A 23,494-nucleotide genomic window follows, 5' to 3' on the forward strand; every position below is an offset into this window, starting at 1 on the left:
ACAAAAGAAGTGGCCGCGACAGCGGGGCCTTCCATGATCCGAAAATCGACTAGGACCTGCTTTCCGAGGGAAAGCAGGTCATCGCATCAGCGACGACAAAAGAGGAATTGCCTCTTCGTTGCTCCGATATTGGATGGCGCTCATGCCCGCCGCCGTAGCAGCGGCAACATTGTCCTGATCGTCGTCGAGGTAGATGACAGTCTGCGGAGCGCTTCCAAACTCCTTGGCGACAAAGGTGTATGCAACGGGATCTCGCTTGCTTAGCCCATGATCCGCAGCGGCAATGATTCGGTGACAAACCTTGTCTAATGCAGGTCGGATCTGCGGATGGTCCTGCACGGTGTCGGTCGTGAAGACACCGATCACGTATCGGCTTCGCAGAGTCCCGTAGAAATCGAGGAGTGTTCGGTTCAGTTCGAAATACTCGAATACGTCATAGTCCTTGCCCCGTTCCGTCACGAGTTTGCGATGCAGGGCGTTGAGCCCGCCCGAATAGAGCGGGTCTTTCGGCAGTAACAGGACGTGAGAGAAATCCGAGAGGAGTATTGCCGGCATCCCGAACAATAACCCAAGGCAAACAAAAAGGCCGCCCCTCGGGGCGGCCTTTCCGATTGTCGTCCGAGCGTCTGGCTCAGATCGAATAATACATCTTGTACTCGATCGGGGCCGGCTGGTGTTCCCAGTTGTAGACCTCTTCCCACTTGAGCTCCATGTAGGCGTCGATCTGGTCGTCGGTGAACACGCCGCCCTGGGTGAGGAACGAGCGGTCGGCGTCGAGGGCGTTGAGGGCCTCGCGCAGCGAGCCGGCGACGGTCGGAACCTTGGAGAGTTCTTCCGGCGGCAGGTCGTACAGGTTCTTGTCCATCGGGTCGCCCGGATGGATCTTGTTCTTGATGCCGTCGAGGCCGGCCATCAGCATCGCCGCGAAGGCGAGGTACGGGTTGGCCGACGGATCGGGGAAGCGGACCTCGACGCGCTTGCCCTTCGGCGAGGACGCGTAGGGGATGCGGCACGAGGCCGAGCGGTTGCGCGACGAGTAGGCCAGCAGCACCGGCGCCTCGAAGCCCGGGATGACGCGCTTGTAGGAGTTGGTGCTGGCGTTGGTGAAGGCGTTCAGCGCCTTGGCGTGCTTGATGATGCCGCCGATGTAGTACAGCGCCGTCTCCGACAGGTCGGCATAGCCCGAACCCGCGAACAGCGGCTTGCCGTCCTTCCAGATCGACTGGTGGGTGTGCATGCCCGAGCCGTTGTCGCCGTAGAGCGGCTTCGGCATGAAGGTCAGCGACTTGCCGTAGCTGTGGGCGACGTTATGCAGCGTGTACTTGTACTTCTGCACGTTGTCGGCGGTCTTCACGAGCGTGTCGAACTTGAAGCCGAGCTCGTTCTGGGCCGGCGCCACCTCGTGATGGTGGATTTCCATGACCAGGCCCATGTCGGTGCAGACCGACATCATCTCGGCGCGCAGGTCGTTGTGCGTGTCGACGGGCTGCACCGGGAAGTAGCCGCCCTTGACTGCCGGACGATGGGCCAGGTTGCCGCCCTCGACGACGGCGCCGGTGTTCCACGGCGATTCGTTCGAGGAGATGCTGTAGAAGCTGCCCTGCATCTGCACGTCGTAACGGACGTCGTCGAACACGAAGAACTCGAGTTCGGGGCCGAACACGGCCGTGTCGCCGATGCCGGAGGACTTCATGAAGGCTTCGGCGCGCTTGGCGGTCGAGCGCGGGCAGCGGGCGTAGAGCTGGCCGGTCGAGGGCTCGACGACGTCGCAGCTGACGATCAGCGTGGTCTGCGCGGAGAAGGGATCGAGCACGGCGGTCGACGGATCCGGCATCAGGATCATGTCGGACTCGTTGATCGCCTTCCAGCCGGCGATCGAGGAGCCGTCGAACATCACGCCGTCTTCGAAGGTGCCTTCATCGGTGGCGGACGCCATGCGGGCCGTGTGCTGCCACTTGCCGCGAGGATCGGTGAAGCGGAAGTCAACGAACTTGACGTCCTTTTCCTTGATCAGCGCGAGAACCTGTTTGGCATCCATTGTCGATCGTCCCTCTACTTGTGGTTTACTTCTTCAGCCCCCAAAGGCCGGGTCCTCATACGGCGGCGTCACCACGCTCACCAGTACGAATTCGGATCGCGTCGTCGATGCTCGACACGAAGATCTTGCCGTCGCCGATGCGACCGGTATGCGCCGAGCCGCGAATCGCCTCGACCGCCTTTTCCACCATCTCATCCTCGATGATGAGTTCGAGCTTCACCTTCGGCAGGAAGTCGACGACGTATTCCGCGCCGCGATAAAGCTCGGTGTGGCCTTTCTGGCGGCCGAATCCCTTGGCTTCGAGAACCGTGATGCCTTTCAGGCCGATCTGGTTCAGGGCGTCCTTCACCTCGTCCAGTTTGAAGGGCTTGATGATCGCTTCGATCTTCTTCATTTGGCTTGAGACACTCCGCGCGCAGGCACCGGGTCCTCCGAATGGGAGAGCCCGTATGAGATACAAGGAAGCACTTTCCATGCCAGAATTTCCCACAGCCTGAAATGGGAATTGTCGATTCATTCTGTCTGTTTTTCAGGCGAATAGACCGAATCTTCATCAGTTTAATGAGTGAATTACAGGCAGTACTGCATCCATGAAATCTGCAAACTCGACGATGGCCGGCTTGGGAACGACGGTGTTCGAAGTCATGTCGGCGCTTGCCCGCGAACACAACTCCGTCAACCTCGGCCAGGGATTTCCCGACGACAGGGGCCCGGAGGAGGTTCGGGCCGCGGCAGCGGATTATCTGCTGAACGGCCACAACCAGTATCCGCCCATGATGGGAATACCGGAGCTGCGGCAGGCGGTGGCGGAACACGCCAGGCGTTTCCAGGGACTGGACATCGATTGGCAAAGCGAGGTGCTGGTCACGTCCGGGGCGACCGAGGCGCTGGGCGACTGCCTGTTCGGCCTGATCGAGCCGGGCGACGAGGTCGTGCTGATTGAGCCTCTTTATGATTCCTACCTGCCCATCGTGCGGCGGGCAGGGGGGATCCCGAAGCTGGTGCGGTTGGAGCCTCCGACATGGCGCCTGCCCAAGGAGGAGCTGGCCGCCGCGTTCGGACCCAAGACCAAGCTCATCCTCTTCAACACGCCGATGAATCCTTGCTCGAAGGTCTTCGACCGGGAGGAGCTTTCCTTCATTGCGGACCTGTGCCTGAAGCACGACGTCTACGCGATCTGCGACGAGGTCTACGAGCACATCATCTTCGACGACCGGCGACACATCTCGCTGATGACCCTGCCGGGCATGCGCGATCGCACGGTGCGCATCGGCTCCGCCGGGAAGAGCTTCAGCCTGACGGGCTGGAAGGTGGGATACATCACCGCCGCGCCGGAGCTTATGAAGGCGATCGCCAGGACGCACCAGTTCATGACCTTCACCACCCCGCCCAACCTCCAGTGGGGGGCGGCGACGGGGCTGCGGCTGCACGATGGGTATTTTTCGACCCTGGCCGCCGACATGCAGCGCAAGCGCGACCGTCTCGCGGACGCTCTGGCAGGTATCGGCTTCGACGTGTTGCCGGCGCACGGGACCTATTTCGTCACCACGGACTTCCGGCCTTTGGGCTTCAATGGCACGGATGAGGAATTCTGCCGTCACATCACTGTAAAGGCAGGAGTAACGGCCGTCCCGGTCAGCGCCTTTTACCAGTCGTCGGAGGCGCCCAGGTATTTCGCGCGGTTCTGCTTCTGTAAGCACGACTCCACATTGGACAGCGCCATCCAGCGGCTGGCGGCCCATTTTGGGGACTAAGGCTCTGGTATTTGCAGTTTGCAAGTCGTAGAATGCAATTGTCGCCCGCTTTTGCGGCGCCAAAGGCTCGAATTAGGAGACTTGCTGCATTGGCGTTGCCAATATCTTCGTGTCCGAGCCATATCCGGCACGCATGGTGTTCCGTGGTGAGTTTGCTGCCGAAATGACAAGGACCGACGACGCTGCCCCAGCAGCGACGGCCCCCAAGCCCATACGGATGGATGGTCGTCGCTTGCGCAGCGAACGGACAAAGCAGCTCATCATCGAGGCCTATCTGGACCTGATCCGAGAGAACCCGCTTGTGCCGATGCCGACCGCGGCGGAGATCGCGGCGCGGGCCGGCTACTCGGTCCGGTCGATCTTCGAGCGCTTTCCCGACCTGCACGCGCTGAGAGTGGCGGCGGCGGACTACAGTCTTGCGCATGCGGCGGCGCTGGCACCGGCGCGCGACGTCGACGGCGATCGCGCGACGCGTATCAGGTCCCAGGTCGAGACGAGGGCCGGGACCTGCGAACGGGGGGTCGCGTTGTGGCGGGCGCTGCTGTTCAACGTCGATGAGAACGACGCCCTCAAGGTACGCATAAAGACGGCGCGTGAACGGACGATCGACCGCATCGAGCTGATGTATCGAGGGGAGCTGTCGGCGCTTCCTCCGACCGAGCGCCGCAATCTCCTGATCGCCCTCGAGGCCGTGACCGACATCGAGAGCTGGGCGCGGATGCGCGACATGTACGGGCTTTCGTTCGCCGAGGCCTGTGCCGTGTGGATCCGGGCCATCGACCGCATCCTGCCACCGACCCCGCAAGACGCTCCGCCATCATGAATTCGAGACCTACCAAGATCGACGGCCGCCGACTGCGCAGCGAGCGGACCAAGCAGTTGATCATCGAGGCCTATCTCGCGCTGGCCCAGGAGATGTCGCCGCGTGTCCCGACGGCCGCCGAGATCGCGGAAAGGGCGGGCTATTCGGTCCGGTCGGTGTTCGAGCGGTTTCCCGACCTCCGCGCGCTTCAGGTGGCGGCGGTCGACTATTCGCTTGCGCAGATGTCGGCGCTCGCGCCGCCGTGGGGAGCCGATGGCGACCGCAGGACCAGGATCGAGTCGCACGTTCCGGACACGCGGTCAGACCTGCGAGAGCTGGCTGCCGCTGTGGCGGTCGCTGATCGTGAACCAGGGCGACTCGCCGGAACTGAAGGCCCGCATCCGTCTGGCCCGTGACCGCGTAACCGCTCGCATGGAGCTGATGTTCGCACCGGAGTTCGCGATGATGCCTCCCGGGGAGCGGCGTCAGATCCTCATCGCACTCGAAGCCCTGACGGACGTGGAAAGCTGGGCCCGTATGCGCGAACTGTTCGGTCTGTCGATAGACGAGGCTTGCCTGGTCTGGACACAGACGATCGATCGCCTGCTTCCCGCAGAGTCCAGCGGCACGACATGACGGATCGGGGCAGGCAACCATCTGGATTCCCGGACGGGCCTGACCTCGCCGACGGTCGGCGGCTGCGCAGCGCAAGGACGCGGCAACTCATCATCGAAGCCTATCTCGCGCTCCTGCGGGAGAATCCACGGATCCCGACCGCCGCGGCGATCGCGCAAAGGGCCGGCTACTCGGTGCGATCCGTGTTCGAGCGCTTTCCCGATCTGCATGCGCTGCGCGTCGCCGCGACAGACGAAGCGCTGCTCAAGGCGACGGGTCAGGTCGCGGCGCAACCCGCCGTCGGCAACCGTCAGGAGCGGGTGAAGACTCATGTCGAGGCGCGCGGCAGGGTGTGCGAGGAGTGGTTGCCGCTTTGGCGAGCGCTCAATGCCAACCAGGGCGATTCGGCGGACCTCAAGGCGCGGATCCGCCTGATCCGAGAGCTGGTCATCCGGCGGATCGAGGAGATGTATGCGCCGGAACTCTCGACCCTCGACGAGCGCGAGCGGCGCCAGACGGTCCTGGCCATGGAGGCGCTGGTCGATTTCGAGAGCTGGGCGCGCATGCGCGAGCAGTTCGGATTGTCGTTCGAGGATGCCTGTGATGTCTGGAAACGGGCCATCGACCGGCTTCTGCCACCGACGCCGCCTGTTTCTTGACGCTCCGGCCGCCGGAGCGTAGGAAGGCGCCGCTTCGTCGGGAGCGATCCGCGATGGCGGCCGTAGCTCAGTTGGTTAGAGCGCCAGATTGTGATTCTGGATGTCGCCGGTTCAAATCCGGTCGGCCGCCCCAATCGCCCTCGCGAGAAGCCTCCAATGTCCGAAATGCGTGATCTCGTTCCCCGAGACGAACAGGCTCTCCTGAGTTGTGCCGAGATGGCGAAGGCCGATGCCTTTGCGATCGCCAGTGGCGTGCCCGGTCGGGTCCTCATGGAGGCGGCCGGGGCAGCCGTTGCCGCCGCCGCGATGGAACGTCATGCGCGGCGTCCGGTGGTGGTCCTCTGCGGGCCGGGAAACAATGGCGGCGACGGCTTTGTCGCGGCGCGACATCTGCAGAAGGCGGGATGGCCCGTGCGGCTGGTTCTCTTCGGGGCTGTCGGCAACCTCAAGGGCGACGCTGCCTGGGCGGCGGGCACCTGGACGGGGCCGGTCGAGCGCTGGTCCTCTTCGATGCTCGACGATGCGCCGCTCGTGATCGATGCCATATTCGGCGCGGGCCTCAGTCGGCCCGTCGAGGGAGAGATCGGGGCCGCCATCGCGTCGGTGAACGCGCGGAAGCTTCCCGTCGTCGCCGTGGATGTACCGAGCGGCCTGCATGGCGATTCGGGCGAAATCCTGGGCAGCGCGCTCGTGGCGGAAACGACCGTGTCGTTCTTTCGGGCGAAACCCGGCCATTACGCCGTCGAGGGCTTGCGACGCTGCGGCAGCCTGCTGATCGCGGATATCGGCATTCCGGCCCGAGCCCTGACGGAGATTGCGCCTCAGGCCTGGCTGAATGCGCCGACCCTGTGGGCGCATCTGCTCCGGCGCGCCGATATCGCCGATCACAAATATGCGCGGGGGCATCTCACGATCCTGGCCGGAGCCCACGCCACGGGGGCGGCGCGCCTCGCCGCGCTGGCCGGCCGGCGCGTGGGAGCGGGACTGGTCACGATCGCGGCTTATCGTTCGACCTTGCCGGCGTTCCAGGCGGCGGAGCCCGGGAACCTCATCGTCGAAGCCGACGATGGCGCGATGTTCACCCACCTGCTGGGCGACGAGCGGCGCAATGCCATTCTGATCGGGCCTGGATCGGGGACGGGCGACCGGACGAGAGAATCGGTCCTCTCGGCCCTCCATGCCAGGCGCAGCGTCGTTCTCGACGCCGATGCCATCACCGTGTTCGCGGCGGACCCGGGTCTTCTCTTTCGCAGCGTCCGCGGCCCGACATTGCTCACCCCCCATGAAGGCGAGTTCCGCCGGCTGTTTCCGGATCTCGGCGGAAGGGCGGGCAAGCTGGAACGCGTGAGGCAAGCGGCGGCGCGGAGCGGGGCGACGATCCTGTTGAAGGGGCCCGACACGGTGATCGCCGGACCGGACGGCCGCGCGGTCATCAACGTGCACGCGTCGCCCGCGCTCGCGACGGCGGGGTCGGGCGACGTGCTCGCCGGACTGATCGGGGGGCTGCTGGCGCAGGGCCTCACGCCGTTTGCCGCAGCCTCGGCGGCGGCGTGGCTGCATGGAGAGTGTGCACGGCAGTTCGGCGGTCCCGGCCTGATCGCCGAGGATTTGCCAGCTCTCCTTCCTCGCGCACTTCAGTCGGTGTCGACCTTCAATTGACCGTTCAGCGGGGTCGGGCTAAGAGGCGCGCGATTCAGCCTTCGCGGCGCGCCCCGACGGCTCGGAATGTGGTTTGGGCTGGCTTCGGGCGGGCGTGGTGGAATTGGTAGACACGCGAGATTTAGGTTCTCGTGCCGCAAGGCGTGGGGGTTCAAGTCCCTCCGCCCGCACCAGGAAATGGAAGTGAGACAATGCAAGTTACGGAACTCTCGGCTGAAGGCCTGAAGCACCAGTTCAAGATCGTCGTCCCCGCCGGCGACCTGACCTCGAAGATCGACGAGCGTCTCGCCGAGATGGCGAAGACCGCCGCGCTGCCGGGCTTCCGTCCGGGAAAGGTGCCGGTCAGCCTCCTGAAGAAGCAGTACGGCCAGGCGCTGTTCGGTGAGGCGGTCGAGGCGGCCGTCAACACCAGCACGGCGAAGGCGATCGAGGATCGCGGCCTGAAGCCCGCACTGCAGCCGCGCGTCGACCTCAAGCAGCTGGAAGAGGGCAAGGACGTCGAGTTCGAAGTCGTTGTCGAGGTGCTGCCGGAAATCGGCGCTCTCGACTTCTCGGGCATCGAACTCGAGCGGCTCAAGGCCGAAGTGCCGGAGAAGGACATCGACGAGGCGCTGGATCGCATCGCCAAGGCGAACCGCGAGCAGAAGCCGGTCGATCCGCCGCGTCCGGCGCAGAAGGGCGATGCGATCAAGCTCGACTTCGTGGGCTCGGTCGACGGCGTCGAGTTCCCCGGCGGTGCGGCCAACGACTACACGCTGGAGCTCGGTTCGGGCTCCTTCATCCCCGGCTTCGAGGACCAGCTGCTCGGCGCCGAGGTCGGCAAGACGGTCGACGTCAAGGTGACCTTCCCGGCCGAGTACGGCGCCGCGGAACTGGCCGGCAAGGACGCTGTCTTCAAGTGCACGATCAAGGAGATCCACGAGTTCGTCGACAAGCCGGCGGACGATGAGCTGGCGAAGAAGAGCAACTTCGAGAACCTCGAGGCCATGCGCAAGGCGATCGGCGAGCGGATCGGCCAGGACTACACGCAGATCTCCCGCACGATGATCAAGCGCCAGTTGCTCGACAAGCTCGCGGACAGCCACAAGTTCGCCGTGCCGGAAGGCCTGGTCGAGGGCGAGTTCAACGCAATCTGGCAGCGCATCGAGGAAGCCAAGAAGAACGGCCAGAAGGTCGAGGACGACGAAGAGAAGATGCGCAAGGAGTATCGCGACATCGCCGAGCGCCGGGTTCGCCTGGGCCTGCTGCTGGCCGACGTCGGCCGCTCCAACAGCATCGACGTCACGCCGGAAGAGCTGAACCAGGCTGCGATGCGCGAAGCCATGCGGTACCAGGGCCAGGAGCGTCAGGTCCTCGAGTACTTCAGCAAGAATCCCGAGGCGAAGGACCAGCTCCGCGCGCCGATCTTCGAGGAGAAGACGGTCGACTTCATCCTCGAGCTGGCCAAGGTCTCCGAGAAGTCGGTTACCCCGGAGGAACTGCTCAAGGCCGCCCGCGAGGCGGAAGAGGAAGAGGTCGGCGAGAAGGCCGCAGACTGATCCTGGGCCAGTTCTTGGGGCCAGTGGTCTTGAACGGGACCACCGGCGCTGCCACTTTTCACAGATCAGTCACTCAAGGGGGCCCGCGATGATTCGCGACCGCGATCCGCTGGAAGTTCACAACAACTACTACGTGCCGATGGTGGTCGAGCAATCGGCGCGCGGCGAGCGTGGCTACGACATCTGGTCGAGGCTGCTCAAGGAGCGGATCATCTTTCTGAACGGTCCGGTCGAGGACCATGTGGCGGGCGTCCTGTGCGCCCAGCTGCTCTACCTCGAAGCCGAGAACCCGACGAAGGACATCTCGTTCTACATCAACTCGCCTGGTGGCGTGGTGACGTCCGGCATGGCGATCTACGACACCATGCGTTACATCCGCCCGCACATCTCGACCCTGGTCTACGGCCAGGCGGCGTCGATGGGCTCTCTCCTGCTGACGGCGGGAGAGAAGGGCAAGCGTTTCGCCCTGCCGAACGCCCGCATCATGATCCATCAGCCGTCGGGCGGCGCCCAGGGCCAGGCCACGGACATCGAGATCCATGCACGGGAGATCCTTGCGACGCGGTCGCGGCTCAACCAGATGTATGTGGAGCATACCGGCAAGCCGATCGAGGTGATCGAGCAGGCCATGGAGCGGGACAAGTTCTTCGCGCCCCAGGAAGCCAAGGAATTCGGCCTCATCGACGATGTACTCGAGAAGAGGCCGACCCCGACCACCCTCCAGGCCGCTGCCTCCTAGGAAGCGGTCGCGACCAATTGTTTCCTGTTCGCACGGCGACACACCATATTTTGATGTTGTCGCCGTCCGGGCGGCACGTTTAACATAGGCTTGTGAGCGGGCCCTCAGGTCGCGGGGCCCCCCAAGCGGAGGTACGTTACCGACATGCCAGCCGCCAAGTCCGGGGGTGATTCCCGCAACACCCTGTATTGCAGCTTCTGCGGCAAGAGCCAGCACGAAGTCCGCAAGCTCATTGCCGGGCCGACCGTGTTCATCTGCGATGAATGCGTCGAGCTCTGCATGGACATCATCCGGGAAGAGAGCAAGACAACCCTCGTCAAGTCCAAGGACGGGGTACCGTCTCCCAAGGAGATCCGCCAGATCCTCGACGACTATGTCATCGGGCAGGATCAGGCGAAGCGTATTCTCGCCGTCGCCGTGCACAATCACTACAAGCGGTTGAGCCACGGCGGCAAGTCGAACGAAGTCGAGATCGCCAAGTCCAACATCATGCTGATCGGCCCCACAGGCTGCGGCAAGACCTTGCTGGCCCAGACGCTGGCCCGCATGCTGGACGTGCCGTTCACCATGGCCGATGCCACGACCCTGACCGAAGCGGGTTACGTGGGCGAGGACGTCGAGAACATCATCCTGAAGCTGCTGCAGGCGGCCGACTACAACGTCGAGCGGGCGCAGCGCGGCATCGTCTACATCGACGAGGTCGACAAGATCAGCCGCAAGTCCGACAACCCCTCGATCACGCGGGATGTCTCGGGCGAGGGTGTCCAGCAGGCGCTGCTGAAGATCATGGAAGGCACCGTCGCCTCCGTGCCGCCGCAGGGTGGGCGCAAGCATCCGCAGCAGGAATTCCTGCAGGTCGACACGACCAACATCCTGTTCATCTGCGGTGGCGCCTTCGCCGGTCTCGACAAGATCATCTCGATGCGCCGCCAGGGCACCTCGATCGGTTTCGGCGCGGAAGTGCGTGGACCCGAGGATCGCCGCACCGGCGAGATCCTGAAGGATCTCGAACCGGAGGATCTGCTGCGCTACGGCCTGATCCCCGAGTTCGTCGGCCGCCTCCCGGTGGTCGCCACGCTCGAGGACCTGGACGAGGTCGCGCTGATCGAGATCCTGACTCGCCCGAAGAACGCACTAATCAAGCAGTATCAGCGGCTGTTCGACATGGAGGGCGTGAAGCTCAAGTTCTCCGATGATGCGCTGCGCGCGGTCGCCCAGAAGGCGATCCTGCGCAAGACCGGCGCCCGAGGGCTGCGGTCCATCATGGAGACCGTCCTGCTCGACACCATGTATGACCTGCCGTCCCTCGACGGGGTTGAGGAAGTTGTGATCAACCGGGAAGTCATCGAGGGACGCGCCCAGCCGCTTTATGTGCACGGCGAACGCAAGGAAGGCATTGCCGCCGCGCCGGCCTGAGTTTTGCAGCGCCGGCGATAGCCGTCGCCGGCAGTCTTCCCGACGGGGCTTGAACAACCCTCTGTTCAGGCCAATCTCTGACAACGAGTGCGCGCGTTCGCGTGCCGTGGATTGCCCACAGGGGATCCCCGGCTCAGGCGCGGGTAGCTCTAACAGTGTACGTTGCGAGGCATCATGAACGCCCCCACTCAAGGAACCGTCTACCCCGTCCTGCCGCTGCGCGACATCGTCGTGTTTCCCGGCATGATCGTTCCCCTCTTCGTCGGCCGCGAAAAGAGCGTCAAGGCGCTCGAAGAGGTCATGAAGGACGACAAGCAGATCCTGCTGATCGCCCAGAAGAACGCCAGCCAGGACGATCCCGGCCCGGACGACATCTACACGATCGGCACGCTCGGTACCGTGCTGCAGCTCCTGAAGCTGCCCGACGACACCGTCAAGGTGCTGGTCGAGGGCGGTCGCCGCGTGAAGATCACCGGTTATAACGACCGACCGGACTTCTTCGAGGCGCGGGCCGTCCACATGGACGAATCGGCCGGCGACAGCGCCGAGCTGCAGGCGGCTGCCCGCACCGTGGTCTCGGAGTTCGAGAACTACGTGAAGCTGAACAAGAAGGTGCCGCCGGAAGTCGTCGTCTCGATCAACAAGATCGAGGAGCCGGCGAAACTTGCCGACACCATTTCGGCGCATCTGGCGCTCAAGGTTGCCGAGAAGCAGCAGCTGCTCGAGCTCGACTCCGTGTCGAAGCGGCTGGAGCGTATCCTCGGCCTGATGGAAGGCGAGATCGGCGTCCTGCAGGTCGAGAAGAAGATCCGCAATCGCGTGAAGCGTCAGATGGAGAAGACGCAGCGCGAGTACTACCTCAACGAACAGATGAAGGCGATCCAGAAGGAGCTTGGCGAGACCGAGGACGGTCGCGACGAGGTCTCCGAGCTGGAGAAGCGCATTAAGAAGACCCGCCTCAGCAAGGAGGCGAGGGAGAAGGCCAACGCCGAGCTGAAGAAGCTCCGGACGATGAGCCCGATGTCGGCCGAGGCGACGGTGGTGCGCAACTACCTCGACTGGCTGCTGTCGATTCCGTGGCGCAAGCCGACCAAGATCATCAAGGACCTGAAGTACGCCGAGGAGATTCTCAACGCCGACCACCACGGCCTGGAGAAGGTGAAGGAACGCATCCTCGAGTACCTCGCGGTCCAGCAGCGCGTCGACAAGATGAAGGGGCCGATCCTGTGCCTCGTCGGCCCGCCCGGCGTCGGCAAGACCTCGCTCGGCAAGTCGATCGCCAAGGCCACGGGCCGCAACTTCGTGCGCATGTCGCTGGGCGGCGTGCGTGACGAAGCGGAGATCCGCGGCCATCGGCGGACCTACATCGGCTCGCTGCCGGGCAAGGTCATCCAGTCGATGAAGAAGGCGAAGTCCTCGAACCCGCTCTTCCTGCTCGACGAGATCGACAAGCTCGGGGCGGATTTCCGTGGCGACCCGTCGTCGGCGCTGCTCGAGGTTCTCGACCCCGAGCAGAACACGACGTTCAACGACCACTATCTCGAAATCGACTACGACCTATCGAACGTGATGTTCATCACCACGGCCAACTCGCTGCGCATGGCGCAGCCGCTGCTGGACCGCATGGAGATCATCCGCCTCGCCGGTTACACCGAGGACGAGAAGGTCGCGATCACCCGCAAGCACCTGATTCCGAAGCAGATCGAGGCGAACGGTCTCAAGGAAAGCGAGATCGAGATCCACGACGACGCGGTGCGCGACCTCGTGCGCTACTACACGCGCGAGGCGGGCGTCCGTAACCTGGAGCGCGAGATCGCCAACCTGGCCCGCAAGGCCACCAAGGAAATCCTCATGAAGGGGACGACCAAGGTGAAGATCGGCCGCAAGAACCTCGAGAAGTATGCCGGCGTCCGGCGCTTCCGCTTCGGCGAGGCCGAACTCGAGGATCTGGTCGGCATCACGACGGGCCTGGCCTGGACCGAGGTCGGCGGCGAGCTGCTGCAGATCGAGGCCGTGCTGGTCCCGGGTCGTGGCCGCATGAGCGTCACCGGCAAGCTGGGCGACGTGATGCAGGAATCGGTGCAGGCGGCCAACGCCTATGTCCGCTCGCGCGCCCATGTGTTCGGCATCAAGTCGAGCATCTTCGAGAAGCGCGACATCCACATCCACGTGCCGGAAGGCGCGACGCCGAAGGACGGTCCGTCCGCCGGCGTGGGCATGGTCACTTCGATCGTGTCGGCGCTGACGGGCATCGCGGTGCGCAAGGAAGTGGCGATGACCGGCGAGATCAGCCTGCGCGGGCGGGTCATGCCGATCGGCGGCCTCAAGGAGAAGCTGCTGGCCGCGCTACGCGGCGGTCTCAAGACCGTGCTCATCCCCAAGGAGAACGAGCGCGATCTCCCGGAGATCCCGGACAACGTGAAGAAGGGCCTGGAGATCGTGCCGGTCTCGACCGTGGACGAAGTCCTGGCCCGCGCCCTGGTGAAGCCGCTGGTGGCGATCGAATGGGTGAACGATCTGGACGCCGTGGCCGCCAAGCCGGCGGAGCCGACAGAGGCCGCCCGGGCACACTGATCGCCCTCGACCAGACGAAACGCGAAGCCCCGGAGCGATCCGGGGCTTCGTCATTTTGATCCAAATCATGCGATCCGTTTCGGCGCGGCTACAAAATATGGTATAGGTAGGGCATACTTGACTTGCCGGACTAGGAGAGGCTCGCCCGTGAACAAGCACGATTTGATTGCTGCCGTCGCCGCGTCGACGAACCTCTCCAAGGTCGATGCCGCGAACGCCGTCGATTCGATCCTCACGGTGATCACCAAGTCGCTGCGGAAGAAGGAAAAGGTCCTCCTGGTCGGTTTCGGGACGTTCCAGGTGTCCAAGCGCAAGGCGGGCGAGGGGCGCAATCCCCAGACCGGCGAGAAGATCAAGATTCCTGCGGCAAATGTGCCGCGTTTCAAGGCCAGTAAGGCCCTGAAGGACGCGATCAACTAGGCTTTTCACACATCGCCGTGCTACCACGCGCGTCGGGCGATTAGCTCAGCGGTAGAGCATTCCCTTTACACGGGAGCGGTCGGCGGTTCGATCCCGTCATCGCCCACCAACTGCCATGTCCGAGCGGGGAGCAGCGGCGTGACGCAGATCGAGGGCGCGCCTGGAGTGACCCCGGGCGCGGTGCGCTGCGGGCCGTTGCCTGCCTGGGTCGAACATGCGCCGCCTGTCGTGCCACCGGACGCGAGCGCGGCAGGGTTCGTCGACAATGGCGTCTGCCGGCTTCTGTCCGAAAGCCAGGTCAATCTCTGCCTGCCCGAGCGGCAATGGCACTTCCGGCGCGTCCAGAAGGTGCTGACCCGCGCCGGCGCCGAACGCGTCTCGCACTTCGGAGTGGAGTTCGATCCTGCCTATGAGCAGGTCGAGATCCATCACGTGCGCATCCTGCGCGACGGTCAGACCATGGAGCACGCCCGCGACGACGCGTTCCAGACGTTCCGGCGCGAGACAAATCTCGAAATGCTGATGCTCAATGGGCGATTGACCGCGTCGCTGCTGATATCCGACGTGCGTGTCGGCGATATCGTGGAGACCGCGATGACGGTCACGGGCAGCAATCCGGCGCTGAAGGACAGATTTGCCGGCTGGGTGACGTTCGACGACGTCAACCCATTTCATCAGTATCGCCACCGCCAGCTTCGTCCGGTCGACCGCAACGTTGCCTGCAAGCCGTTCAACGAGCCGCCGGCGGCAACGACCGTGCTGGCGAATGGCATCGTGGAGGCGTGCTGGAGCCTGGAAAACCCGATACGGCGCGAAATCGAGGAGTATGCCGTGCCGTGGCAGCTCCACCTTCCGACTCTGCAGTTCACCGAGTTCCCGGCATGGTCGGACGTGTCGCGCCTATTCGCCCCTTACTATCAGTCCGCCGACTTGCCCGAGATCCTTGCCGGCGAGATCGACCGGCTCGCGGCAGAGTATCCGGACCCGGCTGATCGCGCCGTCGAATGGCTGCGCTTCGTGCAGCGGGAACTGCGCTATTTCGCGCTGTCCTTCGGGGAGGGCGGGCTGGTGCCGCGCGACCTGGCGAGCATCTGGTCCAGCCGGTTCGGCGACTGCAAGGATGCCGCCCTGCTTTACGTTGCCGGCGCCCGCCGCCTGGGGCTGGAAGCCTGTGCCGCGCTCACGTCGACGACGCACGGCATCGCGCTGCCGGATTTCCTGCCGGCCTCGGACCTGTTCAACCATTGCATCGTTCGGCTGCGACTGGAGGGGAAGAGCTATTGGCTGGACCCAACCTGCTCCGAACAGGCCGGCCGGCTGGCGATGCTCAGTCAGGTCCATTCCGGATGGGGACTGCCGCTTTCGGACGATGCCGATGTGCTCGAGCGAATCGGCTCCGACGAGCCGGCACAGCAGGTCAATATCGAGGACGAGGTCGAGTTCGGCCCCAAGCCCGATTCGCCGGCGAAGCTGACACGGCAGATCGAGTAATATTCACAGTCAGCCGATCGTACGCGTCACAGGTTCGCGAATGAAGGCTCTGGTGACTATGTGAGCGACCGGCTGAAGGAGGTGCAGGCGCTCTGGCCGCGCGCCCATGAGACCGGCGCGATCGATTTGCGTGATGATCGACCGGACAATTGCCTGACCGTGATCCTGCGCTACGAGATTCCCGATTGCTGGAAGGCGGAAGGGAAGCTGCTGGGCTTCCAGATCCACGACCTCGTCGTCGCGGGCGAACTGGGAGCGCTCAAGTCAGTCGAGCGAAAGGGCGAGATAGTCCTGGGACAACCGCGGAAGTTGGGCCATCGCATCACCCTGAAGATGCCGCGCAAGTGGAAAGACGGAGGATGGCACCACGGTGAGGAGGCGGAGGGCCTCTCCTTCGTCAGCCGCTTGCGGGTCGAGGGGCGCACGCTCGTCAATGAAAGGGCCATCACCGTGTCGAGCTGGTCGATGCCCGCCGCCGGCGCCAGGGACTACATGCGCGTCGTCGAGGCGATGCACACTAACGTCCTGAATATCTGGGCCCGCAAGCGCTTCGGACGGATCGTCTCGGCGGCGTCGGGCGGTTTCGGTCTCAACCTCAATTTGGGCAGGTTGTGGATGGTCTGGATCGGCATCATGTTCCTGGCGGCGATCCTGAAGGCGGTTGTCCCCAGGTAATTCGGCGCCCCTTTGCCGCCGGCGTTGGGGCAGCCCCGGCGGTCGTCTGCAGGCCGGGCCGGAAAGCAGGCGGAATCGCATGAAAGTCAGCCAGGCCAGCGTTTTACGTTTCCCTGGAATGTGGCAATTCGAGTGAGGTCTGTGTGGCGACGTCGGTGCGAACGACTCGCAACATCGGCTGCGCTGACGCAAACCGGGCAGTCGTCATATGCTACGCGAAAATTCTCTGGAAAATCCGGCACTTACGGACGCCTTAGCAGCTGCGGTATGCTTGACACCCAATAGGGTGTCCTATATTTCTCCGCGCGCCGTTTGGGGCTGAGAAAGCGGGCGTAGTTCAGTTGGTTAGAATGCCGGCCTGTCACGCCGGAGGTCGCGGGTTCGAGTCCCGTCGCTCGCGCCAGCCCAAACACTGGCAGCCCAGAAAAACAGGGCGCAAGGGGTGGCGATGGAAGCTCTTCTGCGGGAATACCTGCCAATCCTGATCTTCCTCGGACTAGCCTTCGGGCTGGTCTGTGCCATGCTCGGCGGGTCCTATCTGATCGCTCGCCAGAATCCGAACTCCGAGAAACTGTCGCCGTTCGAATGCGGCTTCGCGCCGTTCGACGATGCCCGCGGCCAGTTCGACGTAAGATTTTATCTCGTCGCGATCCTTTTCATCATCTTCGACCTCGAAGTGGCGTTCCTCTTCCCGTGGGCCGTGGCGCTCGGTGATATCGGCGTCTTCGGTTTCTGGTCGATGATGCTCTTCCTTGGTGTCCTGACGGTGGGCTTCATCTACGAATGGCGGAAGGGAGCCCTGGAATGGGAGTAATCACCCCGACCAAGCCCAGTACGGCGGCTGAAGCAGCGCTGTCGCGGGCTTTGAACGACGAGCTGGCCGACAAAGGCTTTGTCGTGGCCCAGCTCGACAAGCTGATCACCTGGGCGCGCACCGGCTCGATGTGGGGCCTGACCTTTGGTCTCGCCTGCTGCGGCGTCGAGATGATCCATTGCTGGATGAGCCGCTACGACCTCGACCGCTTCGGCTTCGCGCCGATGCCGAGCCCGCGGGCCGCTGACGTCATGATCGTGGCCGGCACGCTGACCAACAAGATGGCCCCGGCGCTGCGCAAGGTCTACGACCAGATGGCCGAGCCGCGCTACGTGATCTCGATGGGCTCGTGTGCCAACGGCGGCGGCTACTATCACTACAGCTACTCCGTCGTGCGCGGCTGCGATCGCATCGTGCCGGTCGACGTCTACGTGCCGGGATGCCCGCCGACCGCCGAAGCGCTGCTCTACGGCGTGCTGCAGCTTCAGAAGAAGGTCCGTCGCACGGGCACGCTGGTGCGCTGATGAGCGAGGCCCTCAAGGAACTCAGCGACCATATCGCCCAGGCGCAGGCGAATGTGGTCACGAAGGCCGAGATTCGCCTCGGCGAGCTGATGCTGGACACCACGCCTGACAATGTGATCGCGCTCCTGACCTATCTGCGCGACGACCCGAAGTGCCTGTTCAAGCAGCTCATCGACATCTGCGGCGTCGACTGGCCGGAGCGCGAGAAGCGCTTCGACGTCGTCTACAATCTGCTCAGCGTCAAGAACAACCAGCGCATCCGCGTGAAGCTGATGACCGACGAGACGACGCCTGTGCCGTCGGCTGCACGGGTCTACAGTTCCGCCGGCTGGTTCGAGCGCGAGACTTACGATCTTTACGGCGTATGGTTTTCCGATCATCCGGATCTGCGGCGCATTCTCACGGACTACGGCTTCGAGGGCCATCCGCTGCGCAAGGATTTCCCGTTGACCGGCTTCGTCGAGTTGCGCTGGGACGACGTGCAGAAGCGCGTGGTCTACGAGCCGGTGAAGCTTGCGCAGGAATTCCGCCGCTTCGACTTCCTGAGCCCCTGGGAGGGCGCGCCCAAGGTTCTCCCGGGCGACGAGAAGGCCCAGGAAGCGGCCGCGGCACCGGCGCCCGCACCGGCCAAGGCGAACTGACATGTCCGACGTCGAAATCAAGACACTGACCATGAACTTCGGGCCGCAGCATCCGGCGGCCCACGGCGTGCTGCGTCTCGTCGTCGAGATGGACGGTGAGATCGTCGAGCGTTGCGATCCGCATATCGGCCTGCTGCACCGCGGCACCGAGAAGCTGATCGAGTACAAGAGCTACCTGCAGGCGGTGCCGTATTTCGACCGGCTCGACTACGTCTCGCCGATGAACCAGGAGCATGCTTACGCCCTGGCGGTGGAGAAGCTGCTGGGCATCGAGGCGCCGGAGCGCGGCCAGTACATCCGCGTGCTGTTTTCCGAGATCACGCGCATCCTGAACCATCTGCTGAACGTCACGACCTTCGCGATGGACGTCGGCGCGCTGACGCCGCCGCTCTGGGGCTTCGAGCAGCGCGAGCTGCTGATGGAATATTACGAGCAGGTGAGCGGCTCGCGCATGCATGCGGCCTATTTCCGGCCGGGCGGCGTCCATCAGGACCTGCCGGCGGGCATGCTCGATTCGATGGAAGGGTGGATCAAGCAGTTCTATCCGTTCATGAAGGACATCGAGAACCTGCTGAACGAGAATCGAATCTTCCGCCAGCGCACGGTCGACATCGGCGTGGTCTCGGCCGATCAGGCACTCGATTGGGGCTTCTCGGGCCCGCTGATCCGCGCGTCGGGACTGCCCTGGGACCTGCGCAAGTCGCAGCCCTACGACGTTTACGACCGCATGGATTTCGACATCCCGGTTGGCAAGACCGGCGACTGCTACGCGCGCTACCTCGTGCGCATCGAGGAAATGTACCAGAGCGCTCGCATCATGGAGCAGTGCATCGCCGCGTTGCGCAAGGTCGGCGGTCCGGTGCGCGTCGACGATCGCAAGATCTCGCCGCCGCGCCGCGGCGAGATGAAGGGCTCGATGGAAGCGTTGATCCATCATTTCAAGCTCTACACCGAGGGCTACAAGGTGCCTGCCGGCGAGACCTACACGGCGGTCGAGGCCCCGAAGGGCGAGTTCGGCGTCTACCTCGTGTCCGACGGCACCAACAAGCCTTACCGCTGCAAGATCCGCGCTCCCGGGTTCCCGCACCTGCAGGCGCTCGAAATGATGACCAAGGGACACCAGCTCGCCGACATGTCGGCGAACATCGGCTCGCTCGACATCGTGTTCGGCGAGATCGACCGCTAGGAGACGATGCGATGGCGATGATCACCGCCGACCCCAAGGACGTCCCTCAGGTCGAGCACTTTGCCTTCACGCCCGAATACATGGCGAAGGTCGAGGAGCAGATCGCGCACTATCCGCCGGGCCGTCAGGCGAGCGCCGTGATCGCGGTGCTGGACCTGGCGCAGCGTCAGCACGGATGGCTCCCGCGCGCGGCGATGAACGAGGTGGCGCGCATCCTCGATATGGCGCCGATCCGCGTCTACGAGGTCGCCACCTTCTATACGATGTTCCAGCTGCGGCCGAAGGGCAAGTACCTGCTGCAGGTCTGCACCACGACGCCGTGCTGGCTGCGCGGCTCGGATGCCGTGATGAAGGCCTGCCAGCATGCCGCCGACGGCGAGACGTTCAGCGTGCAGGAGGTCGAGTGCCTCGGCGGCTGCGTCAACGCGCCGGTCGTGCAGATCAACGACGACTTCTACGAGGATCTCGACGAGGCCTCGATGAACAAGGTGCTCGACGCGTTCCGGCGCGGCGAGACGCCGAAGCCCGGACCGCAGGTGGATCGCCAGACGTCGGCGCCCGAAGGCGGCCTGACGACGCTGAAGGGCGAGTAGCACATGCTCAGCGACAAGGACCGCATCTTCACCAACCTCTACGGCGTCCACGACTGGCGCCTGGCCGGTGCCCGCGCCCGCGGCGCCTGGGACAATACCAAGGCGATCCTCGACAAGGGCGTCGACTGGATCATCGACGAGATGAAGAAGTCGGGCCTGCGCGGCCGAGGCGGCGCCGGCTTCCCGACCGGTATGAAGTGGTCCTTCATGCCCAAGGAAGTGAAGGATCGTCCGCATTATCTCGTCGTGAACGCCGACGAGTCGGAGCCGGGCACCTGTAAGGATCGCGACATCATGCGTCACGATCCGCACCTGCTGATCGAGGGCTGCCTGGTCGCGGGCTTCGCGATGCGCGCCAATGCCGGCTACATCTATGTGCGCGGCGAATTCTACAACGAAGCGCAGCATCTGATCGCCGCCATCAAGGAAGCCTATGACGCGGGCCTGCTGGGCAAGAATGCCTGCGGTTCGGGCTGGGACTTCGACCTCTACGTCCATCGCGGCGCCGGTGCCTACATCTGCGGCGAGGAGACCGCGCTGCTCGAGAGCCTCGAGGGCAAGAAGGGCATGCCGCGGCTGAAGCCGCCGTTCCCGGCGGGCGCCGGCCTCTATGGCTGCCCGACCACGGTGAACAACGTCGAATCGATCGCCGTCGCGCCGACCATCCTGCGCCGCGGCGCGGCCTGGTTCGCGGGCATCGGCCGTCCCAACAACACCGGCACCAAGCTCTTCTGCATCTCCGGCCATGTGAACCGGCCGTGCAACGTGGAAGAGGAGATGGGCATTCCTCTCCGTGAGCTGATCGACCGGCATTGCGGCGGCGTGCGCGGCGGCTGGGACAATCTGCTGGCGGTCATTCCGGGCGGCGCCTCGGTGCCGCTGCTGCCGAAGTCGATCTGCGACAACCAGTTGATGGATTTCGATTCGCTGCGCGACCAGCGCTCGGGCCTCGGCACCGCGGCCGTCATCGTCATGGACAAGTCGACCGACGTCGTGAAGGCGATCGCCCGGCTAAGCTACTTCTACAAGCACGAGAGCTGCGGCCAGTGCACGCCGTGCCGCGAGGGTACCGGCTGGATGTGGCGCGTCATGGAGCGGATGGTCACGGGTAATGCGCGGATCGAGGAGATCGATGCGCTCGAGGACGTGACCAAGCAGGTCGAGGGTCACACGATCTGCGCGCTGGGCGACGCGGCGGCATGGCCGATCCAGGGCCTGATCCGGCATTTCCGGCCCGAGATGGAGCGCCGCATCCGCGCGCGCACCGAAAAACTGGCGGCCGAGTAGGGCGGGGAGCAGTCAATGCCCAAGGTCAAGATCGACGGCGTCGAACTGGAGGTACCGGCCGGCCTCACGGTGCTGCAGGCCTGCGAGCTGGCCGGCGTCGAGATCCCGCGCTTCTGCTATCACGACCGCCTTTCCATCGCCGGCAACTGCCGCATGTGCCTGGTCGAGGTGAAGCCCGGTCCGCCCAAGCCGCAGGCGAGCTGCGCGCTGCCCGTCGCCGACAAGCAGGAGATCTTCACCCAGACGCCGACCGTGCAGAAGGCGCGCAAGGGCGTGATGGAGTTCCTGCTGATCAACCATCCGCTCGACTGCCCGATCTGCGACCAGGGCGGCGAGTGCGACCTGCAGGACCAGGCGATGGCCTATGGGTTCGACCGCAGCCGCTATCACGAGAACAAGCGCGCAGTGCCTGACAAGGAGCTGGGCCCGCTGGTCAAGACCTCGATGAACCGCTGCATCCATTGCACGCGCTGCATCCGCTTCGCGACCGAGGTTGCCGGCGTCGAGCAGCTCGGCGCCACGGGCCGCGGCGAGAGCATGGAAGTCACGACCTATGTCGAGCAGGCGCTGGCGACGGAACTCTCCGGCAACCTGGTCGATCTCTGCCCGGTGGGCGCGCTGACCTCGAAGCCCTACGCCTTCGAGGCGCGGTCGTGGGAGCTGACGAAGACCGAGTCGGTCGACGTGCTCGATGCGCTGGGCTCGAACATCCGCATCGATACGCGTGGCGCGCAGGTGATGCGCATCCTGCCGCGCCTGAACGACGATGTGAACGAGGAGTGGATCTCCGACAAGACGCGCCATGCGCTCGACGGCCTGCGTCATCAGCGGCTCGATCGGCCCTACGTCCGCACCAAGGGCAAGCTCGTCGAGGCAACCTGGGACGAGGCCTTCGCGGCCATCGCCGCCAGGCTGAACGGACTGGAAGGCTCGAAGATCGCCGCCATCGCCGGCGACCAGTGCGACGCCGAATCGATGGTGGCGCTCAAGGATCTCATGGCGTCACTGGGCTCGCCGAACATCGACTGCCGCCAGGATGGCGCCAGGCTCGACGGGCCGCGCGGCAGCTACATCTTCAATGCGGGAGTCCGCGGCATCGACCAGGCGGAGGCCATCCTGCTGATCGGCACCAATCCGCGCACCGAGTCGCCGGTGCTGAACGCGCGAATCCGCAAGCGCTACGTCCACGGCAACGTCGCCATCGCGAGCATCGGCCCGGCCGAGGACCTGACCTATCCGGTCGAGCGTCTGGGGGCGGGGCCAGCCACCCTGCGCGAGCTGGTCGACGGCAGGCTCGGCTTCTTCGAGAAGCTCAAGGGTGCGAAGCACCCGTTGATCGTCGTCGGCATGGGCGCGCTCGCCCGCGAGGACGGCGCCGCGGTGCTGGCGATGGCCCGCGAGCTGGCCGAGAAGCTGAACGCCGTCCGCGAGGACTGGAACGGATTTGCCGTGCTGCACACGGCGGCGGCCCGCGTCGGCGGCCTCGACCTCGGCCTGGTACCGGGTCAGGACGGGCGCGACGTCGCCGGCATCCTGGAAGGCTGCCAGAAGAAGGAGATCGAGGCGGTCTACCTGCTGGCGGCCGACGAGATCGACACGACGAAGCTCGGCAAGGCGTTCGTGATCTACCAGGGCCACCATGGCGACGCCGGCGCCCATCGTGCCGACGTGATCCTGCCGGGCGCAGCCTATACCGAAAAGCCCGGCATCTACGTGAACACCGAAGGCCGCGTCCAGATCGGCCGTCGTGCGGGCTATCCGCCGGGCGATGCGCGCGAGGACTGGGCGATCCTGCGCGCACTCTCGGAGCGTCTCGGCAAGACGCTGCCCTACGACACGCTGCATCAGGTCCGCTCGCGGCTCGTGGCCGTGAACAAGGTCTTCGCAGCCATCGACCAGCAGGCGCCCGCCGCCTGGGGCACGTTCGGCACGCCGGGCGCGATCAGCGATGCGCCGTTCAAGTCGGCGGTGCCGAATTTCTACATGACCTGTCCGATCAGCCGCGCGTCGAAGACCATGGCGGACTGCATGGCCTCGCGGGCGCATCTCATGGCGGCGGAGTAGGGCAT

The 23,494-nt window shown here is 64.5% G+C and carries 23 protein-coding genes and 4 tRNA genes; 24 read left to right on the top strand and 3 right to left on the bottom strand.

Annotated elements, in window-relative coordinates; all coding sequences use genetic code 11:
- Positions 1–78: 78 nt before the first annotated feature.
- The 3 genes from EPO41_RS24175 to EPO41_RS24185 form a co-directional block, all read right to left on the bottom strand.
- Entirely contained in the window at positions 79–555 is a 477-nt protein-coding gene (locus EPO41_RS24175) for an HAD-IA family hydrolase (protein WP_296330970.1), read from the bottom strand.
- Positions 556–631: 76 nt separating this feature from the next.
- A complete protein-coding gene (gene glnA, locus EPO41_RS24180; RefSeq protein ID WP_296330972.1) occupies positions 632–2,038 on the bottom strand; it encodes a type I glutamate--ammonia ligase in 1,407 nt (468 codons plus the stop codon).
- A gap of 55 nt (positions 2,039–2,093) precedes the next feature.
- Positions 2,094–2,432: a P-II family nitrogen regulator gene (locus EPO41_RS24185; RefSeq protein WP_296330974.1), complete on the bottom strand. Its 339-nt coding sequence runs from the start codon at positions 2,430–2,432 to the stop codon at positions 2,094–2,096.
- Positions 2,433–2,628: 196 nt separating this feature from the next.
- On the opposite strand from EPO41_RS24185, the gene EPO41_RS24190 reads away from it, so the two are divergent.
- The 24 genes from EPO41_RS24190 (at position 2,629) to nuoG (ending at position 23,489) form a co-directional block, all read left to right on the top strand.
- The gene (locus tag EPO41_RS24190; protein WP_296330976.1) at positions 2,629–3,792 is read left to right on the top strand and encodes an aminotransferase; all 1,164 of its coding nucleotides are present in this window, start codon (positions 2,629–2,631) and stop codon (positions 3,790–3,792) included.
- Between the two features lie 217 nt (positions 3,793–4,009).
- Positions 4,010–4,615 (top strand): hypothetical protein, encoded by a 606-nt coding sequence (locus tag EPO41_RS24195; RefSeq protein WP_296330979.1) that lies wholly within the window; start codon positions 4,010–4,012, stop codon positions 4,613–4,615.
- On the top strand, positions 4,612–5,010 hold the full coding sequence (locus EPO41_RS24200) for a TetR/AcrR family transcriptional regulator (protein ID WP_296330981.1): 399 nt from the start codon (positions 4,612–4,614) through the stop codon (positions 5,008–5,010). The genes EPO41_RS24195 and EPO41_RS24200 overlap by 4 nt, the downstream gene beginning before the upstream one ends.
- Before the next feature lie 16 nt (positions 5,011–5,026).
- Positions 5,027–5,230 carry a hypothetical protein gene (locus EPO41_RS24205; RefSeq protein ID WP_296330982.1) on the top strand — a complete coding sequence of 68 codons (204 nt, stop codon included), beginning with the start codon at positions 5,027–5,029 and terminating at the stop codon, positions 5,228–5,230.
- Positions 5,227–5,868 carry a TetR/AcrR family transcriptional regulator gene (locus EPO41_RS24210; RefSeq protein WP_296330984.1) on the top strand — a complete coding sequence of 214 codons (642 nt, stop codon included), beginning with the start codon at positions 5,227–5,229 and terminating at the stop codon, positions 5,866–5,868. The genes EPO41_RS24205 and EPO41_RS24210 overlap by 4 nt, the downstream gene beginning before the upstream one ends.
- Before the next feature lie 56 nt (positions 5,869–5,924).
- Positions 5,925–6,001, top strand: a tRNA-His gene (locus tag EPO41_RS24215).
- A 23-nt stretch (positions 6,002–6,024) separates the two neighbouring features.
- Complete coding sequence (locus tag EPO41_RS24220; RefSeq protein WP_296330986.1) at positions 6,025–7,527, top strand: NAD(P)H-hydrate dehydratase; 1,503 nt, start codon at positions 6,025–6,027, stop codon at positions 7,525–7,527.
- Between the two features lie 88 nt (positions 7,528–7,615).
- A tRNA-Leu gene (locus EPO41_RS24225) sits at positions 7,616–7,700 on the top strand.
- Positions 7,701–7,718: 18 nt separating this feature from the next.
- Positions 7,719–9,065: a trigger factor gene (tig, locus tag EPO41_RS24230; protein ID WP_296330988.1), complete on the top strand. Its 1,347-nt coding sequence runs from the start codon at positions 7,719–7,721 to the stop codon at positions 9,063–9,065.
- Positions 9,066–9,153: 88 nt separating this feature from the next.
- Complete coding sequence (locus EPO41_RS24235; protein ID WP_296330990.1) at positions 9,154–9,804, top strand: ATP-dependent Clp protease proteolytic subunit; 651 nt, start codon at positions 9,154–9,156, stop codon at positions 9,802–9,804.
- Between the two features lie 144 nt (positions 9,805–9,948).
- Positions 9,949–11,220, top strand: a complete 1,272-nt coding sequence (gene clpX, locus EPO41_RS24240) for an ATP-dependent Clp protease ATP-binding subunit ClpX (RefSeq protein ID WP_296330993.1) — start codon at positions 9,949–9,951, stop codon at positions 11,218–11,220.
- Between the two features lie 174 nt (positions 11,221–11,394).
- Complete coding sequence (lon, locus tag EPO41_RS24245) at positions 11,395–13,794, top strand: endopeptidase La (protein ID WP_296330997.1); 2,400 nt, start codon at positions 11,395–11,397, stop codon at positions 13,792–13,794.
- 147 nt (positions 13,795–13,941) lie between these two features.
- Positions 13,942–14,214 (top strand): HU family DNA-binding protein, encoded by a 273-nt coding sequence (locus EPO41_RS24250; RefSeq protein ID WP_295136838.1) that lies wholly within the window; start codon positions 13,942–13,944, stop codon positions 14,212–14,214.
- 34 nt (positions 14,215–14,248) lie between these two features.
- A tRNA-Val gene (locus EPO41_RS24255) sits at positions 14,249–14,323 on the top strand.
- A 29-nt stretch (positions 14,324–14,352) separates the two neighbouring features.
- The gene (locus tag EPO41_RS24260; protein ID WP_296331000.1) at positions 14,353–15,705 is read left to right on the top strand and encodes a DUF3857 domain-containing protein; all 1,353 of its coding nucleotides are present in this window, start codon (positions 14,353–14,355) and stop codon (positions 15,703–15,705) included.
- 60 nt (positions 15,706–15,765) lie between these two features.
- Positions 15,766–16,380, top strand: coding sequence for a hypothetical protein (locus tag EPO41_RS24265; RefSeq protein ID WP_296331002.1), 615 nt, complete (start codon positions 15,766–15,768; stop codon positions 16,378–16,380).
- Between the two features lie 326 nt (positions 16,381–16,706).
- Positions 16,707–16,783, top strand: a tRNA-Asp gene (locus tag EPO41_RS24270).
- Between the two features lie 45 nt (positions 16,784–16,828).
- A complete protein-coding gene (locus EPO41_RS24275; RefSeq protein ID WP_295136840.1) occupies positions 16,829–17,194 on the top strand; it encodes an NADH-quinone oxidoreductase subunit A in 366 nt (121 codons plus the stop codon).
- Positions 17,185–17,718 carry an NADH-quinone oxidoreductase subunit B gene (locus EPO41_RS24280; RefSeq protein ID WP_296331005.1) on the top strand — a complete coding sequence of 178 codons (534 nt, stop codon included), beginning with the start codon at positions 17,185–17,187 and terminating at the stop codon, positions 17,716–17,718. Before EPO41_RS24275 ends, EPO41_RS24280 begins: the two co-directional genes overlap by 10 nt.
- Positions 17,718–18,359: an NADH-quinone oxidoreductase subunit C gene (locus tag EPO41_RS24285; protein ID WP_296331008.1), complete on the top strand. Its 642-nt coding sequence runs from the start codon at positions 17,718–17,720 to the stop codon at positions 18,357–18,359. The genes EPO41_RS24280 and EPO41_RS24285 overlap by 1 nt, the downstream gene beginning before the upstream one ends.
- 1 nt (position 18,360) lies before the next feature.
- The gene (locus EPO41_RS24290) at positions 18,361–19,545 is read left to right on the top strand and encodes an NADH-quinone oxidoreductase subunit D (RefSeq protein ID WP_296331011.1); all 1,185 of its coding nucleotides are present in this window, start codon (positions 18,361–18,363) and stop codon (positions 19,543–19,545) included.
- An 11-nt stretch (positions 19,546–19,556) separates the two neighbouring features.
- Positions 19,557–20,138 (top strand): NADH-quinone oxidoreductase subunit NuoE, encoded by a 582-nt coding sequence (nuoE, locus tag EPO41_RS24295; protein ID WP_296331014.1) that lies wholly within the window; start codon positions 19,557–19,559, stop codon positions 20,136–20,138.
- A gap of 3 nt (positions 20,139–20,141) precedes the next feature.
- Entirely contained in the window at positions 20,142–21,425 is a 1,284-nt protein-coding gene (nuoF, locus tag EPO41_RS24300) for an NADH-quinone oxidoreductase subunit NuoF (RefSeq protein ID WP_296331017.1), read from the top strand.
- A gap of 15 nt (positions 21,426–21,440) precedes the next feature.
- Positions 21,441–23,489: an NADH-quinone oxidoreductase subunit NuoG gene (nuoG, locus tag EPO41_RS24305; protein ID WP_296331020.1), complete on the top strand. Its 2,049-nt coding sequence runs from the start codon at positions 21,441–21,443 to the stop codon at positions 23,487–23,489.
- Positions 23,490–23,494 lie beyond the last annotated feature (5 nt).

This window comes from Reyranella sp. (genome assembly GCF_004297265.1).
Classification (GTDB): domain Bacteria; phylum Pseudomonadota; class Alphaproteobacteria; order Reyranellales; family Reyranellaceae; genus Reyranella.

Bases quoted from the DNA above. Each gene is read 5' to 3' on its own strand.
- EPO41_RS24175 (WP_296330970.1), bottom strand. From the start codon at position 555: ATGCCGGCAATACTCCTCTCGGATTTCTCTCACGTCCTGTTACTGCCG.
- glnA (WP_296330972.1), bottom strand. From the start codon at position 2,038: ATGGATGCCAAACAGGTTCTCGCGCTGATCAAGGAAAAGGACGTCAAG.
- EPO41_RS24185 (WP_296330974.1), bottom strand. From the start codon at position 2,432: ATGAAGAAGATCGAAGCGATCATCAAGCCCTTCAAACTGGACGAGGTG.
- EPO41_RS24190 (WP_296330976.1), top strand. From the start codon at position 2,629: ATGAAATCTGCAAACTCGACGATGGCCGGCTTGGGAACGACGGTGTTC.
- EPO41_RS24195 (WP_296330979.1), top strand. From the start codon at position 4,010: ATGGATGGTCGTCGCTTGCGCAGCGAACGGACAAAGCAGCTCATCATC.
- EPO41_RS24200 (WP_296330981.1), top strand. From the start codon at position 4,612: ATGAATTCGAGACCTACCAAGATCGACGGCCGCCGACTGCGCAGCGAG.
- EPO41_RS24205 (WP_296330982.1), top strand. From the start codon at position 5,027: ATGGAGCTGATGTTCGCACCGGAGTTCGCGATGATGCCTCCCGGGGAG.
- EPO41_RS24210 (WP_296330984.1), top strand. From the start codon at position 5,227: ATGACGGATCGGGGCAGGCAACCATCTGGATTCCCGGACGGGCCTGAC.
- EPO41_RS24220 (WP_296330986.1), top strand. From the start codon at position 6,025: ATGTCCGAAATGCGTGATCTCGTTCCCCGAGACGAACAGGCTCTCCTG.
- tig (WP_296330988.1), top strand. From the start codon at position 7,719: ATGCAAGTTACGGAACTCTCGGCTGAAGGCCTGAAGCACCAGTTCAAG.
- EPO41_RS24235 (WP_296330990.1), top strand. From the start codon at position 9,154: ATGATTCGCGACCGCGATCCGCTGGAAGTTCACAACAACTACTACGTG.
- clpX (WP_296330993.1), top strand. From the start codon at position 9,949: ATGCCAGCCGCCAAGTCCGGGGGTGATTCCCGCAACACCCTGTATTGC.
- lon (WP_296330997.1), top strand. From the start codon at position 11,395: ATGAACGCCCCCACTCAAGGAACCGTCTACCCCGTCCTGCCGCTGCGC.
- EPO41_RS24275 (WP_295136840.1), top strand. From the start codon at position 16,829: ATGGAAGCTCTTCTGCGGGAATACCTGCCAATCCTGATCTTCCTCGGA.
- EPO41_RS24280 (WP_296331005.1), top strand. From the start codon at position 17,185: ATGGGAGTAATCACCCCGACCAAGCCCAGTACGGCGGCTGAAGCAGCG.
- EPO41_RS24285 (WP_296331008.1), top strand. From the start codon at position 17,718: ATGAGCGAGGCCCTCAAGGAACTCAGCGACCATATCGCCCAGGCGCAG.
- EPO41_RS24290 (WP_296331011.1), top strand. From the start codon at position 18,361: ATGTCCGACGTCGAAATCAAGACACTGACCATGAACTTCGGGCCGCAG.
- nuoE (WP_296331014.1), top strand. From the start codon at position 19,557: ATGGCGATGATCACCGCCGACCCCAAGGACGTCCCTCAGGTCGAGCAC.
- nuoF (WP_296331017.1), top strand. From the start codon at position 20,142: ATGCTCAGCGACAAGGACCGCATCTTCACCAACCTCTACGGCGTCCAC.
- nuoG (WP_296331020.1), top strand. From the start codon at position 21,441: ATGCCCAAGGTCAAGATCGACGGCGTCGAACTGGAGGTACCGGCCGGC.